The following is a 13,914-nucleotide window of genomic DNA, read 5'->3' on the forward strand; positions in this document are numbered from 1 at the left end:
GTCGTCGGTGTGACGGCGCCCTTCTTGTTGCGTTCGCGGCCCTCGCAATCATCAAAGTGCAACAAGAGTCTTTGAACTGTCATTTTAAAGTCACTCTCCCGTCACGGAAGCAAAATGTCTCTGTCATCTGGCGCGCCTAGCTGCGGCGACTGAGGGCGGCAGGGGGCGTTGTCCGATTCGTGAATCCCCTTCGCTCCGCATCCTACCACAAACCGGCATGACCGGAGCGGAGACGACATGGTCAAGACTAATCGTATCACTACCATCCTGATGGCGGGTTGCGCTTGCGCTGCTCTGAGCGCCTGCGGTGCCGATGACATCGCTTCGCCGGGCGAGGGGACCATCGTCCTGCCCGCGCCGACGCCTACGCCAAGCCCGACGCCGACTCCAACGCCGGGCAATGTGACTGCTGCCGCCGACTGTCCGACCATTTCGGGTGCAGATCAGCTGACCAACCTTGGCACCATCAGCGATGGCACCAACACATGGCGTAACTGCGGCTTCCCCGCACGTTTCAACAGCTCGACCGCGATCGCCAAGACGGCTGGCGTCATCTATTCGCTCCCCGGCCGCGTCGATGTCGGCACCGATCAGGGCGCTGCGAGCACCGGGAGCAACGTCACGCTGACGATCGATCCGGGCGTTGTGGTGTTCGCTGGCACTGGCAGCGCGTTCCTGGCCGTCAATCGCGGGAACAAGATTAACGCTGTTGGCACGGCTACGCAGCCGATCGTCTTCACCAGCCGCGAGAACGTCACCGGATCGGCGACCGACCAGTCTTCGGGTCAGTGGGGCGGCATCGTGCTGCTGGGACGCGCCAAGATCACGGACTGCGATCAGGCGCCTAACGCGGCTCCGGGCACCACCGCCTGCCAGCGCGACACTGAGGGCACGACTGGCGCGCTCTATGGCGGCGACAATGACGCCGACAATTCGGGCCGCATGAGCTATGTCCAGATCCGCTATTCCGGCTTCGTGTTGGCGAATGGCAAGGAACTGCAGGGCCTGACCCCTTCGGGCGTCGGCACCGGCACGCAGCTTGACCATATTCAGGTCCACAACAGTTCGGACGACGGCATCGAGGCTTTCGGTGGTTCGACCCACATGAAATATCTGGTCCTGACCGGCAATGAGGACGACAATCTGGATACGGACGTAGGCTTCCGCGGCACGGCGCAGTTCGTCATCTCGGTCCAGCGTGCGAACAACAATATCGGTGACACCTTCACCGAAACGGACTCGAATGGTTCGACGACCGGCACCAGCTTCTCCGAAGACGCGCTGCCACGCCAATATCTGAAGGTCGCGAACTTCACGCACATCCAGCGGTCAAATACCGGTGATGACGGCGCGGCCATGCTGTTGCGCGGTGGTGCCGACCTGGCCATGGTGAACGGCATCATCGTCAGCCCCGATCAGAGCTGCCTGCGCATCAACAGCGCGGCGACGGTGCGTGACGCTGATGCGGCGCTGCAGGATGCGGGCAAGCCGCGTTACCTGTCGGTCGTGATGCAGTGCAACGCCACCCCGTTCAAGGGCACTGGCGGCGTCGATGCCACGACGGTCCAGTCGATCTTCTCCACCGATCCGAACAGCAGCTTTGCGTATACGCCGTCGCTGACCAGCCTGTTCATCAACGGCGCGACGGAAACGGCCCGCACCGCGATCGACCCCAAGACGATCGACAGCAACTTCACCACCACCAACTATGTCGGCGCGGTGAAGGACAGCAACGACACTTGGTATGCAGGCTGGACCTGTAACTCGGTCACGGCGAGTTTTGGCAGCAGCAGCAAGAACTGCACCGCCATTCCGACCACCTGATCGACCTGAACCCTGAACAGGGCGGGGGAGCGTGCACAGCCGCTTCCCCGCTCTCTTTGCAAAAGAATTTTCCCAAGGGGGACCCCAAGCCATGTCGAAGCCGCTCAGCCTGGCGCGCATGCTCCTGATTTCGACCGCTCTTTCCGCTCCGGCGGTGATGGCGCAGACCACGACCGATAGCGCGCCCACATCAGGCGTGCCGAGTGCGTCCGAAGAAGCCGATGCGCAGACCGGCAATGTCGACGTTTCCGTTCCCGGATCGGACATCATTGTTACGGGACGCCGCACCAGCAACATATCTCAGGCCGCGCCGCAGGTAGTGAACGTCCTGTCGGCCGCCGACATCAAGCGCACGGGCGAAGGCGATATCGCCGGGTCCTTGCAGCGTGTGACCGGCCTTTCGGTCGTGTCGGGCGGATATGTCTATGTGCGTGGTCTTGGCGATCGCTATTCGCTGGCGCTCCTCAACGGATCGCCGCTGCCGAGCCCGGAACCGTTGAAGCGCGTCGTGCCGCTCGACATATTCCCGACCAGCGTCATCGCATCCACGATGGTGCAGAAAAGCTATTCGGCCAATTTCCCCGGCGAGTTTGGCGGTGGCGTCATCAACCTGACGACCAAGGCTATTCCGGTTGAAAGCTATCTTGAGCTGGGAATCGGAAGTTCGGCCAATACCGAGACGTCGGGCAATATGGGCTACACTTATTATGGATCAAAGTCGGACTGGACCGGCTTTGACGACGGTTCGCGCGACGTTCCGCCATTGCTGGCGCAGGCATTCGGTAGCGGCGTGCCATTTTCCAACATGACGCGCGGCGACCTGCAGGCGATTTCGATGCAGTTGCTGAATGCGAAGACTTCCGTGCTCCAGCGCACCAACAGCCTGCCGTTCAACTTTTCCGGATCGCTGAATGCCGGGACGGCGATGGATGTGGGCAGTGACGGTCGGTTGGGCGTGCTGTTCACCGCGTCCTACAGCAACAAGTGGCGCACACGCTCCTCGCTACAGCAGGCGTCGATCAACCTTGAGCAGGCGCCGGGCAAGAACGGCGTTCAGGTATCGACGGACAATGAGGTGACGTTCAACAGCCTGTTCGGGGTTGGCCTGGAACTGGGTGATCAGAAGATCCGCTGGACCAATGTTTATATCCGCGACACGCTGAAGCGCGGTTCCCTGACGCTGGGGCAGAATGACGGCGCGATCGTGGGCGCGGATTATATGAAGCAGAATACCGCCTGGTATGAGCGGCAGCTGATCGACACGCAGATGGTGGGCGAGTTCAAGCTGATGGAGGGCCTGAGCCTCGACCTGCGCGGCGGCTATGCCAATTCGCAGCGGGAAGCGCCCTATGAGCGCGAGTTTGAATATGTGCGGACCAATCGCGACCTGGCAGTCGATCCCGTCGGCGATCGCTTCGTCAATGCGCTGAACCGCCAGCGGGGCGATGCATCGATCACCTTTAGCGACCTTAATGAAGACCTGTGGTCGGCGGGCTGGGACCTCAGCTATAAATTCTCGCCCGACCTGACGGCGACGGTCGGTTATGCGTTCAGCGACACGAAGCGCACGTCCTCGCGCTATGAGCTGCATTTCGACGCGACCAACCTGCCGATCGCGGTGCAGCAGTTGCGGCCCGATTATCTTCTGTCGGATGCGTCGATCCAGTTGTTCGACATGCCGCTGCTGGACTTTTCGGGCAACTATCCCGTTTATGATGCGGCGCTGCGGACGCATGCCGGATATGCGCAGCTGAAGGTGCAGCCTCTCGCTGGCGTGACCGTGGACGCGGGCGTGCGGTATGAGAAGGGCCGCCAGTCGGTGACGGGCGTGGACGTCTATAATACAGGCGTTGAGCCGGTGAACCGCATCAACAAGGAATATTGGCTGCCCGCCGCGACGATCACCGTCGAAGCGGCCAAGGGTCTGCAGTTCCGCCTGAGCGGTTCCAAGACAATCGCGCGCCCGCAGTTCCGCGAGCTGATCGCCCAGCCCTATATCGATACCGATTCCAACCGCTTCTATCGCGGCAATCCTTTCTTGCAGGACAGCGAGCTGTGGAACGCCGACTTGCGCGCGGAATGGTATATGGGTCGGGACGAGCGCCTCACGGCGGCGGCATTCTGGAAGAAGATCGATAATCCGATCGAGACTTACACGACCATCAACGACAAATATGACGTGACCACCAGCTTCGCCAATGCGCCCGAAGCCACGCTTTATGGCGTCGAATTCGAAGCGCAGAAATATCTGCCGCTCGATAACTGGAGCAGCCCCTTCTTCCAGAGCCGCAGGATCGTGCTGATCGGCAACTACACCTATACGCAGTCGAAGCTGAAGGTGAGCGCGGGCGACACGACCACGCCCTACAGCTATACGACCGGCCCGTTGCCCGCTGCGTCCGACTATTTCCAGGATGGGGTGCCGCTGACCGGCCAGTCGGACCATCTCGTGAACCTGCAACTGGGCCTTGAGGATACGGACAGGCTGTCGCAGCAGACGCTGCTGCTGACCTATGCCAGCCCGCGCGTCACCAGCCGTGGCCCCAACCTTCAGCCCGACATCAAGGAAAAGCCGGGCCTGACGTTGGACTTTGTGGCGCGGCAGGGCGTGACCCTGCCGGGCGGGGTGAAGAGCGAGTTCAAGTTCGAGGCGCGGAACATCACGGGGCGCAAGTTCCAGGAATTCCAGGAACTGGGCGGCAACAAGGTGTTCTACAATCGCTACAAGATCGGGACGACCTTTGCGGCTTCACTGACCGTGGCGCTCTGATTTAACTTTCTGTGATGAGGCTTGGCGGCCGGTCTGCTTCGTGCGGATCGGCCGCTTTGCCATCTGTGATTCGCACGCTTTCCTGCGCCGTGTTAGGGATTGGCCTGAAGCGGAGGCAGGCGGTGAAGCAGGAAGTCGAGCTGAAAATGGAGCTGTCGCAGCAGGCGGCGGAGGCTTTTGAGCAATTGGCGCTGCTGCCCGCTGAGGGAGGCCGGGCGCAACTTCAGGCCGTCTATTTCGACACGCCCGACAGGCAGTTGGAAGCGCGAGGATATACGCTGCGCATCCGCAGATCAGGGGAGGAGCGCGTCCAGACCGTCAAGGCCGGTAGTGAAGATCGGGGCGGAGCGCTGTTCTCGCGGGCGGAATGGGAAATGCCGGTCAGGCAGGACGAGCCGGTGATCGATAGTCGCACACCCATTGCGGGCATTCTGAGCGATGCAGCGGAGATGATCGAGCCCGCGTTCAGGGTGGAGGTCGAGCGGCGCACATGGCAGATTGTCGAGGGGCGCGCGGAGATCGAATTGGTGCTCGACAGGGGATGGGTCCGCGCGGGAGAGCGGCAGTCGCCCATCTGTGAAGTCGAACTGGAGCTGAAGGCAGGAGAGTCCGCCGCCTTGTTTGCGCTCGCGAGGCGGATAGAGGCGGCGGTGCCGGTGCGGCTGGGCGTCGCGGCAAAGTCGGAACGAGGTTATCAGCTGCTGGCTCCAGCGCCCGCTTGCTTCAAGGCGGAAAGACTGGCGTTGAAGCCGGGCATCAGTGCGCAAGTGGCGTTCGCGGCGATTATTCGCAACTGTGTGCGGCAATACCGCCTGAATGAAGATTTGCTGCTCGACCATTATAATCCCCAGGCCGTGCATCAGGCGCGTGTAGCTGTGCGGCGGCTGCGTTCTGCACTGACGCTGTTCAGGTCAATGCTGGCGGCGCAAGACGTCATCCGATTTCAGGATGAGCTTCGCTGGCTGGCGCAGCTGCTGGGAGAGGCGCGTGATCTGGATGTGCTGATCGAACGGATGAAGTTGGGCGAACTGCACGAGCAATTGGCCGCCGTCCGCGCGGCGATCCATGCGAGGGTGATCGATGCGCTGGAATCCGATCGGGCACGAGGCTTGATGATCGATATGGTGGAATGGCTGACGCTCGGCATGGGCGAGCCGGATGCTGAGGGCCGCAGGTTACGCGATGAGGCTGCGGAGGCGTTTGCCGCGCGTCGTTTGCAGCATTTTCATCGCTGGCAGATGAAGCATGCACGGCATCTGGCGAAGCTGGATGACGCGCACCGTCACGAAGTGCGCAAGAAGGCGAAGAAGCTGCGCTACGCGGCCGAATTTTTCGCGGGTCTGTTTGACGCCAAGAAACAGCGGCGGCGGCACGCGCGCTATATCGATGCGCTGGAGGGTTTGCAGGATGAACTGGGCGCGCTCAATGATCTGGTCAATATGGGCGCCCTGTTGGCGCGGCATGGACTGCCGGTCGATGCCGATCTGGTGAAGGGTGGCCGGGGCAAGAAGAAGCTGCTGGCGGCGGCTCGCAAAGCCCATGATGAATTAGCGAATAGAAAGCGATTTTGGCGCTGAAGCTCAGGCCCAGGGCTTTTCCCGGAACCATTTGGTTATGATATGTTTGACGCCGCTGCGTACCTTCATGCCGTGGTGCAGACTGGCGCCATTATAGCGTCCGGGTTCAAGGCGATTGTTCCAGGCGAGCAGCTTCCCGCGCTCGGGCTGTACCGTTTTGCCGATCTTCACGAAGCGGGTCGCGCCGCCCGCGGGGGGCTGGTTCAGATAGACCATCAGCGTCCATGTGCGGTTGCCCGAGACGGAGCAGTAGCGGGCGAAGTCGAGGCCAGCAGGATCAAAATAGTCGGTATGCGCCTTGAACTCCTGACCCACGGCGTAACGCTGCCCCTGTATCGGTTCTCCGAAACATGGGTCGATCCCGGCGAAGGCGGCCAGCTTTTCATCTATCGCCGCGATGAAGGGATCGGCGCTATCGAGATCGCAGGTCTCGCTAGTGCGGAAGCCTGTGTCGCCATTGGCATCGGCGATGGTGGAAGGGCGTCGGCGCGCCTCGATCCGTGCGATCAGGCCATCGCATTCTTCCGCTGTCAGGAAATCGCGCTGGATGAAGAGCGTCAGATCGCGGCTGGGCACGCGCTGGACACGTGGATGGGATGCGATCCAGGCCGGATCGGCATCGGCTGATTTCACAATGGGTTGGTTAGGCATGGACGGCCTTTGAGGGCGAGAAAGCAGCCTTTCTGCTATCGCTCGGCGCTCGAAATGCAAGTGTCATCGCTTGCGGATTGCGGTTGTCATGGATAGGTCACATTTCTGTCATCCGGCAGTAAAAACAATTGCCTAGCAGCGCGGGTATCAAGGGGGATTACCAGGTTCATGCGCGTGGCGTTTCGCAGTAATTTTCAGGACCTTAGCAGCCGCCTCGCGCCGATCGACTGGGCGCGGGTTGCCGAAAAGCTGTTGCTGGGCCTGTTGGTGCTGCAATGTGCGAGGCTGATCTGGGCCGTCCTGACGCCGGTCGGCAGTTTTGGGCCGTGGGAAGGGCGGCAGGCGCAGTTTCCGAATTTCGCGGCGCGGCAGGCATTGTTTTCAAGCTTTGACCCCTTTTACCGGGCTGGACCGCAGCAGGCGGTGAGCGGTGGGGTCGTGACCTCGCTGGCGCTGACCGTCTACGGCATTCGGTTGAACGAAGGATCGGGCTTGGGATCGGCCATCATTGCCGGACCCGACGGGGTGCAAAACAGCTTTGCCGTGGGTGACGAGATATTGCCGGGCGTGTTGTTGAAGGGTGTGGCGTTCGATCATGTCACTATCGACCGGGGTGGATCGGAAGAGCAGATATTTCTTGATCAGTCACAGCCCGCGCCTGCGGCCGTAGCGCCAGGAGAGGGGGGCGCTGTAAGCCCTGTGGCCGGGATCGACAATCCGACGGCGGACGGGCTGAAGCGCGATATCGGCTTTGCGCCGCGTATGCAGAATGGCCGGATCACGGGGCTGATCCTGACCGCCAAGGGGCCAACCTTCCAAAATGCCGGGTTTCAGCCCGGCGACATTGTCACCCAGGTCGATGGGCAGCCGGTCGGCTCGCCTAGCGACCTTCAGGTGCTGCAAGGCAAAATCATGCCCGGCGCGCGCATTTCCCTGACCGTCGAGCGGGGCGCTAGCCTTTCGACGATCAACCTTACTCTGCAAGGCCAATGACCAGAAAATTCCTTCTTTCCGCCGCGACGGCCCTCGCTCTGGCCACGCCTGTTGGTTCGCCCGTCATGGCGCAGCAGACGCTGAATGTGCGCGATGCTGATATTCGCGCCTTCATACAGGACGCCGCGCGGGTGACGGGGCGGACCTTCATCATCGACAATCGGGTGCAGGGTAAGGTTTCGGTCGTGACCGACCGGCCGCTGTCGCGATCGGAATATTTCGAGATCTTCCTGTCGACCCTGCGGGCGAACGGGCTGGTGGCGGTTCCAGCGCCGGGCGGTGCTTATCGCATTCAGCCTGCCGATGGGGCAGCCGGGCAGCCAAGCGTCGTTGGACGGGGCGCCAATCGCAACCAGTTCGTAACTGAGGTTTTCCGCCTGCGATCGATCGATGCGGCCAGTGCGCTGGAGACATTGCGGCCGCTGGTCAGCAAGGATGGTTCGGTGACGGCCAATCGCGCCGGAAACAGCGTGGTCGTTGCCGACTATGCCGACAATATCGGACGCATCCGGCAGGTGCTGGCGCGGATCGATCGCGATACGGCGGCGACGCAGACGGTGATGCTGCGGAATGCTGGCGCGCGAGAAATAGCGACCTCGCTTCAGGCGCTGGTGCAGAGCAGCGGCGAAGGGGCGCAGCGGGCGGCGACTATCGTGCCGATCGACAGCAGCAATTCGGTCGCGATCCGGGGCGATGCCGGGACGGTGACGCGACTGGCGCAGATGGCACGCGATCTTGATCGGCAGGCGGCAAGCGGGACGGAGATCCGCGTCTATTGGTTGGAACATGCGGATGCCGAAAAGCTGTTGCCTGTGTTGCAGCAGTTGGTTGGACAATCGTCCAGCTCTGCCGTGACGTCCTCGGTTCCGACGGCGGGAAATGGTGCTGCTCCGGTTGCAGCGCCTGCGGTGAGTTCGGTCGGTTCTTCGGGTGGCGGCATTTCGACGCGGGGTCCTGCGATCGTGACGCGCTATGAGGGTGCCAATGCGATCATCGTGGCGGCCAACAGCGACGTGCAGCGCATGCTTGGCGAGACCGTCCGGCAACTTGATACCAGGCGGGAGCAGGTACTGGTGGAGGCGATTATCGTCGAGATCAGCGATGCCGCCGCCAAGAAGCTGGGCGTGCAGTTCCTGATCGGCAGCACCAAGACGGGCTTTGCTGCGACCAATTATTCGAACGCTTCGCCCAATCTGTTGACGTTGGCCGGGGCTATTGGCGCGAATGAATTGGGGAAGACGACCACCACGACCGTGAACGGAGGCGTGACGACGACCACCACGACGACCGAGAACAGCCAACTTGCTAACACCTTGCAGCAGGCGGCGGTCGATAGCCTGATGAACGCGACGGGCGGCTTTGGCGGGGTCGCAACGCAGATCGGGCGGAACGGGATTTTCGGGGCGATCATCAATGCGGTGAGGTCCGATACAGACAGCAATATCCTTTCCACGCCTTCGGTCATGACGCTGGACAATCAGAAGGCGTCGATCCTTGTCGGGCAGCAAGTGCCGATCACAACGGGGGAGGCGCTCAGCCAGAATTTCGATAATCAGTTCCGCACCGTGCAGCGGCAGGATGTCGGCATCAAGCTGGAGGTGAAGCCGCAGATCAACACGGGCGGCGCGATCAAGCTGTTCCTGAGGCAGGAAGTGTCGAGCGTCGCCGGGCCGGTGTCCAACAATAATAGCGACCTGATCATCAACAAGCGCGAGATCGAGACGACGGTCACGGTGGATGATGGCGAGATTTTGGCGCTGGGCGGCCTGCTGGACGATAATGAGCGCAAGACGATCGAGCGTATTCCGCTGCTGTCCGATATTCCGGGGCTGGGCGAGCTGTTCAAGTCGCGCAGCAAGAGCCGGAGCAAGACCAACCTCATGGTCTTCATCCGTCCGACGATCCTGCGGTCGAAGGAGGATGCGCAGCGCCTGACGCAGCAACGCTATGGCTATGTTCGGGACATGCAGTTGGCGCGGAACCCCGATCAGGAACCGAGCATCGACGAGCTGGTGCGCGACTATATGGGGGCGGAGCCGCCAGCGCCGATACAGCCGAATGATGCGGTGGTGCAGCCGAACGCGGCGGCTCCGGCGCAGGTGATTGAACCGACGGTGCGGCAATCGAGCGGGGTGGTGCGGCCGGTGGACGGTGCGGCGAACGGAGATCGGCGGTGAACCGCTTTTCCGAGAGTGGGCTTCGACAGGCTTGGCCCGAACGGAGGTTAAGGTGAGCGAGCCGCACTCCGATTTCGACGTGCCGCATAGCGCGCCACGGGCGGTCGATATTCCCTATGTCTTTGCGCGCAAGCATGGCGTGGTCATGCTGCCGCTGGACGGAGACCGGCTCACGATCGCAGTTCGGGAGGGGAGCGATCCGCGTATATTGCTGGAGGTGCGGCGGCATCTGGCGCGCAGTTTTGATGTACGGTTCGTTGATGGCGTGCAGTTCGACCGGCACTTGTCCGATCACTATGCGATGGAGGGCAGCGCTGCCGCCATGGCAGGGTCTTTGGAAGTGGGTGCGGACGAGCTTGATATTCTTGCCGCAGACATTCCGACTGCTGACGACTTGCTCGACAGCGCCGATGATGCGCCGGCTATCCGGCTGATCAACGGGATCATCGCCGAAGCAGCGCGGCAGGGCGTTTCGGACATTCATATCGAACCGTATGAGACGGGCCTGATCGTGCGAATGCGGATCGACGGGGTGCTGCGCGAGACGCTGCGCATGCCGCCGCATGTCGCGCCGGTCGTGGTGAGCCGCATCAAGGTGATGGCGCGGCTGGACATTGCCGAGCGGCGGGTGCCGCAGGATGGACGGATTGGGCTGACGTTGGGCGGGAAACTGCTCGACGTACGTGTATCGACGCTGCCGAGCCGGGCGGGGGAGCGGGTGGTGCTGCGTATTCTCGACAAGGAGAATGCGGGCATGAACCTGGACCTGCTGGGTATGGCGGGGGCCGCTGACCGGATTTTCCGTGAAGGATTGCATGAACCGAACGGGATTATTTTGGTCACGGGGCCGACGGGGTCGGGTAAGACGACGACGCTCTATGCGGGGCTGCGGCAGTTGAATGACGGGACCCGTAATATTCTGACCGTGGAGGACCCGGTCGAATATGCGGTTGAGGGTGTCGGGCAGACTCAGGTGAATGCGAAAGTGGGCCTGACCTTTGCCGCCGGGTTGCGGGCGATCCTGCGGCAGGATCCCGATGTGGTGATGGTCGGTGAGATCCGGGATCGCGAGACGGCGGAGATCGCGGTGCAGGCGTCGCTGACGGGGCATCTGGTGCTGTCGACCGTGCATACCAATGATGCGGTGGGCGCGATCACGCGGATGCGGGATATGCGGGTGGAGCCGTTCCTGCTAGCCTCGACCCTGCGCGCGGTGATCGCGCAGCGGCTGGTTCGGCGGCTTTGCCAGCATTGCCGCGAGCCGGTGCAGGCGGACAAGTCGGCAAGCGCGCTGCTTGGTTTCGATCCCGGAACGATTATCTATCGCGCGCGGGGGTGCGAGGAGTGCAACGGTAGCGGATACAAGGGCAGGATCGGCGTGTTCGAGGCGATCCGGGTGGACGATACCATCCGCCGGTTGATCAATGACGGGGGCGATGAATCCCTGATCGCGCGCCATGCCTTCCTGAATGCGCCCAATTTGGGGTCGGCGGCGCGGGCGCTGGTACGGGACGGGCAGACCACGGCGGAAGAAGCCATCCGCGTGTCGCGGCGCGATGCGGCGGAGGTGGAAACCATCGCCGATGGCTGAGTTCGACTATCTGGTCATCGATCCGGCGGGCAAGGAACGCAGCGGCAAGGTGAAGGCCGAGACGGGCGAGGAGGCGCGGGCGAAGCTGGACGCGCGCAAGCTGTTCATCGTGCGGATCGAGCCGAACGTGGTGGAGAAGGTGGCCAGGCGGGCGGCCTTTTCCCTGCGCGCGCCGCGCCTGTCGGCGAAGGAATTGACGCTGTTCACGCGCCAGCTATCGACGTTGATCCAGGTCAGCCCGCTGGAGGAATCGCTGCGGACGATCGGGCGGCAGAGCGAGCAGGAGCATGTGCGCGCGATCGTCAGCAAGGTGCATTCGGGGGTGCTGGAAGGGCGACGGCTGGCGGATGCCCTGGGCGCGGAGCAGAAGAGCTTTCCGGCGCTGTATCGGGCGATGATTTCGGCGGGTGAAAGTTCCGGCAGCTTGCCGACGATCATGGAGCGATTGTCCGACCTGATGGAGCGGCAGGCGGTGATCCGGTCGAAGGTGCTGACGGCGATCGCTTATCCTAGCGTGCTGGCGGTCTTTGCCGTTTGCGTTGTGGCGGCGCTGATGATCTTTGTGGTGCCCAAGGTTGTGGAGCAGTTTGACACGGTGGGGCAGGACCTGCCGCTGCTGACGCGGATGGTGATGGGGATTTCCGCGTTTCTGGCTGGCTATTGGTGGCTGCTGGCGATCCTGATCGGGCTTGGTGCTGTTGGGTTCTGGCGGGCGTTGAAGGTTGAGAGTTTTCGGTATCGGTTCGATGGCATGATGTTGTGGTTGCCGCTGCTGGGGCGACTGATCCGCGACCTGCATGCGGCGCGGATGGCGCGGACGTTGTCCACGATGGTGGCGAGCCGGCTGCCGCTGATGGAGGGGCTGACGCTGACCACCCAGACCGTGCACAATCGGGTGTTGCGGCAGGCTTCCGAGCAGATTGTCGAGGCCATTCGTGGGGGCGGGAGTCTGTCGGCGGCGCTGCGGCGGGCAGGGGTGTTTCCGCCGCTGCTGGTCTATCTGGCAGCGAGCGGCGAGAGTGCGGGGCGGCTGGACACGATGCTGGAGCGGGCGGCCGATTATCTGGAGCGGGAGTTTGACAGCTTCACCTCCGCCGCGCTCGCCATGCTGGAGCCGGTGATCATCATATTGATGGGTGGGATCGTGGCGGTGATCATCTTGTCGATCCTGTTGCCTATCCTGCAATTGCAGAGCCTTACGGGGGCTTGAGGAGTGATTATGTTTATTTCGAAAGCCATGCGCTTTTTCCAGAAAGAAGAAAGGCACTTCGACAAGCTCAGCGCGAACGGGGTGGACCGTCGGCCGGTCGAAAATGGCTTCACCTTCTCGAGGCGTTCCGCCGAACACGGCTTCACGCTGGTCGAGCTGATGGTGGTGATCGTCATCATCGGGCTGTTGGCGACGATCGTGGCGATCAACGTGATTCCGGCGACCGACACGGCGCGGGTGGAGAAGGCGAAGGCGGATATTGCGACGATCGAGCAGGCGCTGGAGCAGTATCGGCTCGATAATCTGAGCTATCCTTCGCAGACGGATGGGTTGCAGGCGCTGATCAATCCGCCCGCATCGTTGGCGCAGCCGCAGCGTTATCGCCGGGGCGGCTATATCAAGAAGCTGCCGGATGATCCGTGGGGCCGGGCCTATAATTATGCGGTGCCGGGGCGCAAGGGCGCGTTTGATATCAGTTCGCTGGGCGCGGACGGCCAGCCGGGCGGCGAGAGCGAGAATGCGGATATTTATTCCAGCGAGCTTTGATTTCCGGCTTGTTCAGCTGGACGTTACAGGCGGGGTGAAGCAAAGTGCCTCGCCTCCCCCGGTTAACGGCTTTACCCTGATCGAGCTGATGGTCGTGTTGACGATCATCGGTTTCATTTCCGCTGCGGTGGTGCTGGCCATGCCTGACCCGCGCGGGCGGGTTGTCGAGGATGCCGATCGCTTTGCCGCGCGCGTTGCTGCCGCGCGCGACGAAGCGGTCGTCACCGCGCGGCCAATGGGGGTTTGGGTTTCGGCTTCAGGCTATGGCTTTCAGCGTCGTGATGGGGCGCAGTGGGTGCCGGTGGAGGAGAAGCCATTCGTGACGGCGAACTGGAAATCGGGGACGCGGGCGCTGGTCGGCAAGGATGGGCGGCAACAGATCGGCTTTGATGGGACGGGTTTGCCCACGGATGCGATGACGGTGACTTTGGCGCGGGAGGCGGAGCGGGTTTCCGTGACTGTCGATATGGCTGGCAAGGTCATGGTCGGTGGGTAGGGTCGGCATTCTCGATTGTTATGCGAGAAAGAAGGAGGGGGCTTCGACAGGCTCAGCCCGAACGGGTGAGAGGACGGCT

General features: G+C 62.2%; 10 protein-coding genes. 9 read left to right on the plus strand and 1 reads right to left on the minus strand.

Features of this window, described 5'->3' with window-relative positions; all coding sequences use genetic code 11:
- Window positions 1–237: 237 nt before the first annotated feature.
- The 3 genes from IZV00_RS03440 to IZV00_RS03450 all read left to right on the plus strand — a co-directional run bounded on the left by IZV00_RS03440 (window position 238) and on the right by IZV00_RS03450 (window position 6,171).
- Window positions 238–1,824 carry a hypothetical protein gene (locus IZV00_RS03440; protein ID WP_196225785.1) on the plus strand — a complete coding sequence of 529 codons (1,587 nt, stop codon included), beginning with the start codon at window positions 238–240 and terminating at the stop codon, window positions 1,822–1,824.
- Between the two features lie 91 nt (window positions 1,825–1,915).
- Complete coding sequence (locus tag IZV00_RS03445; protein WP_196225786.1) at window positions 1,916–4,594, plus strand: TonB-dependent receptor domain-containing protein; 2,679 nt, start codon at window positions 1,916–1,918, stop codon at window positions 4,592–4,594.
- 122 nt (window positions 4,595–4,716) lie between these two features.
- Entirely contained in the window at window positions 4,717–6,171 is a 1,455-nt protein-coding gene (locus IZV00_RS03450; protein ID WP_196225787.1) for a CYTH and CHAD domain-containing protein, read from the plus strand.
- Window positions 6,172–6,174: 3 nt separating this feature from the next.
- Here the strand turns inward: IZV00_RS03450 and IZV00_RS03455 are convergent, their stop codons facing one another.
- Entirely contained in the window at window positions 6,175–6,822 is a 648-nt protein-coding gene (locus IZV00_RS03455) for a prolyl hydroxylase family protein (protein WP_196225788.1), read from the minus strand.
- A 168-nt stretch (window positions 6,823–6,990) separates the two neighbouring features.
- Between IZV00_RS03455 and IZV00_RS03460 the strand changes: the two genes are divergently transcribed.
- The 6 genes from IZV00_RS03460 to IZV00_RS03485 are packed head-to-tail and all read left to right on the plus strand — an operon-like array spanning window position 6,991 to window position 13,835.
- Window positions 6,991–7,815 (plus strand): type II secretion system protein N, encoded by an 825-nt coding sequence (locus tag IZV00_RS03460; protein WP_196225789.1) that lies wholly within the window; start codon window positions 6,991–6,993, stop codon window positions 7,813–7,815.
- Complete coding sequence (gene gspD / locus IZV00_RS03465; protein ID WP_196225790.1) at window positions 7,812–9,992, plus strand: type II secretion system secretin GspD; 2,181 nt, start codon at window positions 7,812–7,814, stop codon at window positions 9,990–9,992. Before IZV00_RS03460 ends, gspD begins: the two co-directional genes overlap by 4 nt.
- Window positions 9,993–10,044: 52 nt before the next feature.
- Window positions 10,045–11,583 (plus strand): type II secretion system ATPase GspE, encoded by a 1,539-nt coding sequence (gene gspE, locus IZV00_RS03470; RefSeq protein WP_196225791.1) that lies wholly within the window; start codon window positions 10,045–10,047, stop codon window positions 11,581–11,583.
- A complete protein-coding gene (gspF, locus tag IZV00_RS03475) occupies window positions 11,576–12,793 on the plus strand; it encodes a type II secretion system inner membrane protein GspF (protein ID WP_196225792.1) in 1,218 nt (405 codons plus the stop codon). Before gspE ends, gspF begins: the two co-directional genes overlap by 8 nt.
- A 27-nt stretch (window positions 12,794–12,820) precedes the next feature.
- Window positions 12,821–13,339: a type II secretion system major pseudopilin GspG gene (gene gspG / locus IZV00_RS03480; protein ID WP_443020072.1), complete on the plus strand. Its 519-nt coding sequence runs from the start codon at window positions 12,821–12,823 to the stop codon at window positions 13,337–13,339.
- Between the two features lie 34 nt (window positions 13,340–13,373).
- Complete coding sequence (locus IZV00_RS03485) at window positions 13,374–13,835, plus strand: GspH/FimT family pseudopilin (protein ID WP_329604495.1); 462 nt, start codon at window positions 13,374–13,376, stop codon at window positions 13,833–13,835.
- Window positions 13,836–13,914 lie beyond the last annotated feature (79 nt).

This window comes from Sphingobium sp. Cam5-1 (assembly GCF_015693305.1).
Lineage (GTDB): Bacteria > Pseudomonadota > Alphaproteobacteria > Sphingomonadales > Sphingomonadaceae > Sphingobium.

Excerpts from the sequence above, each read along its gene's own strand:
- IZV00_RS03440 (WP_196225785.1), top strand. The coding sequence starts at position 238 with ATGGTCAAGACTAATCGTATCACTACCATCCTGATGGCGGGTTGCGCT.
- IZV00_RS03445 (WP_196225786.1), top strand. The coding sequence starts at position 1,916 with ATGTCGAAGCCGCTCAGCCTGGCGCGCATGCTCCTGATTTCGACCGCT.
- IZV00_RS03455 (WP_196225788.1), bottom strand. The coding sequence starts at position 6,822 with ATGCCTAACCAACCCATTGTGAAATCAGCCGATGCCGATCCGGCCTGG.
- IZV00_RS03460 (WP_196225789.1), top strand. The coding sequence starts at position 6,991 with ATGCGCGTGGCGTTTCGCAGTAATTTTCAGGACCTTAGCAGCCGCCTC.
- gspD (WP_196225790.1), top strand. The coding sequence starts at position 7,812 with ATGACCAGAAAATTCCTTCTTTCCGCCGCGACGGCCCTCGCTCTGGCC.
- gspF (WP_196225792.1), top strand. The coding sequence starts at position 11,576 with ATGGCTGAGTTCGACTATCTGGTCATCGATCCGGCGGGCAAGGAACGC.
- gspG (WP_443020072.1), top strand. The coding sequence starts at position 12,821 with ATGCGCTTTTTCCAGAAAGAAGAAAGGCACTTCGACAAGCTCAGCGCG.